This is a genomic window from Nocardia aurea, from assembly GCF_003123685.1.
Classification (GTDB): Bacteria; Actinomycetota; Actinomycetes; order Mycobacteriales; family Mycobacteriaceae; genus Nocardia; species Nocardia aurea.
The window spans coordinates 1-926 of record NZ_QCYJ01000035.1; the positions used below are offsets into that span (position 1 = coordinate 1).

1 protein-coding gene and 1 pseudogene are annotated in these 926 nt (G+C 75.1%); one reads left to right on the top strand and one right to left on the bottom strand.

Going from position 1 to position 926, the window contains the following annotated elements; genetic code table 11:
• Window positions 1-174 precede the first annotated feature (174 nt).
• Window positions 175-726 (bottom strand): dTDP-4-dehydrorhamnose 3,5-epimerase family protein, encoded by a 552-nt coding sequence (locus DAT37_RS12200; RefSeq protein WP_109524891.1) that lies wholly within the window; start codon window positions 724-726, stop codon window positions 175-177.
• Window positions 727-790: 64 nt separating this feature from the next.
• On the opposite strand from DAT37_RS12200, the pseudogene DAT37_RS46390 reads away from it, so the two are divergent.
• Window positions 791-926 (top strand): annotated as a pseudogene (locus DAT37_RS46390) (glycosyltransferase); the annotation flags it as partial.

Consider the following 926-nt stretch of genomic DNA (forward strand, 5'->3'; position numbering starts at 1 on the left):
GACGGCGGGCCGCTCTGCGCCGGGCCGGTCGGTGGAGAGGCCGGAGAGGCCGCGGCGGTGACCGTCACCGTCACGGTCGGCCCGGGCGCGGCCGTGCCGGGCAGGCCGGCGCACGCGGTCAGCGACAGCAGCGCCGCCGCCGTCACCAGTGCCCTTCGCATGGATCGTCCTCCCCTAGCCGACACCGAGACGCCCGGTCAGCCCCGCCCACGAGCCGGCCCGGAGATCGCGCGGGCTGATCGCGGTGACCGGCCGCGGCCAGCCGATCGCCAGATCGGGGTCGTCGTAGCGCACGGAGAGATCCTCCGCCGGATCGTGCTCCCTGTCGATGCGGTAGCACACGTCCGCCTCGCCGGTCAGCGCCTGGAAGCCGTGCAGGAACCCCGCGGGCACGTACAGGGTGACGAACGCCCGGTCGTCCAGCCGTACCGAGGTCTGCCGCCCGAACGTGGGCGAGTCCGGCCGGATGTCCACCAGCACGTCGTGCACCGCCCCGCGGGCGCACCGCACCAGCTTGGCCTCGCCGCGGCCCGAGCGCCCGTGCATGCCGCGGATCGTGCCGGCGACCGAGCGCGACTGGCTGTCCTGCAGGAACGCCGCCGGGTCCAGCCCGTGCTCCGCCGCGACCGCCGCGTCGAACGTCCTGGTGAACAGGCCGCGCTCGTCCCGGTGCGGCTCCGGGACGAACAGCAGCACCCCGTCGAGCGGGGTCGTCTCCACTCTCATCGCAACGTCCTCATCACAGCGTCCTTCCGGAAGGGGCCGTCCGGTGCGTCCCATCGCGAGTGTCGTGATCCCCGCCCACAACGAGGAGGCCGTGCTCGGGGCGGGGCTCGCCGCCCTGCTGGGCGGGGCGGAGCCGGGCGAGTTCGACGTCGTGGTGGTGGCGAACGCCTGCTCCGACCGGACCGCGGAGGTGGCCCGCG

Bases quoted from the DNA above. Each gene is read 5' to 3' on its own strand.
- DAT37_RS12200 (WP_109524891.1), bottom strand. From the start codon at position 726: ATGAGAGTGGAGACGACCCCGCTCGACGGGGTGCTGCTGTTCGTCCCG.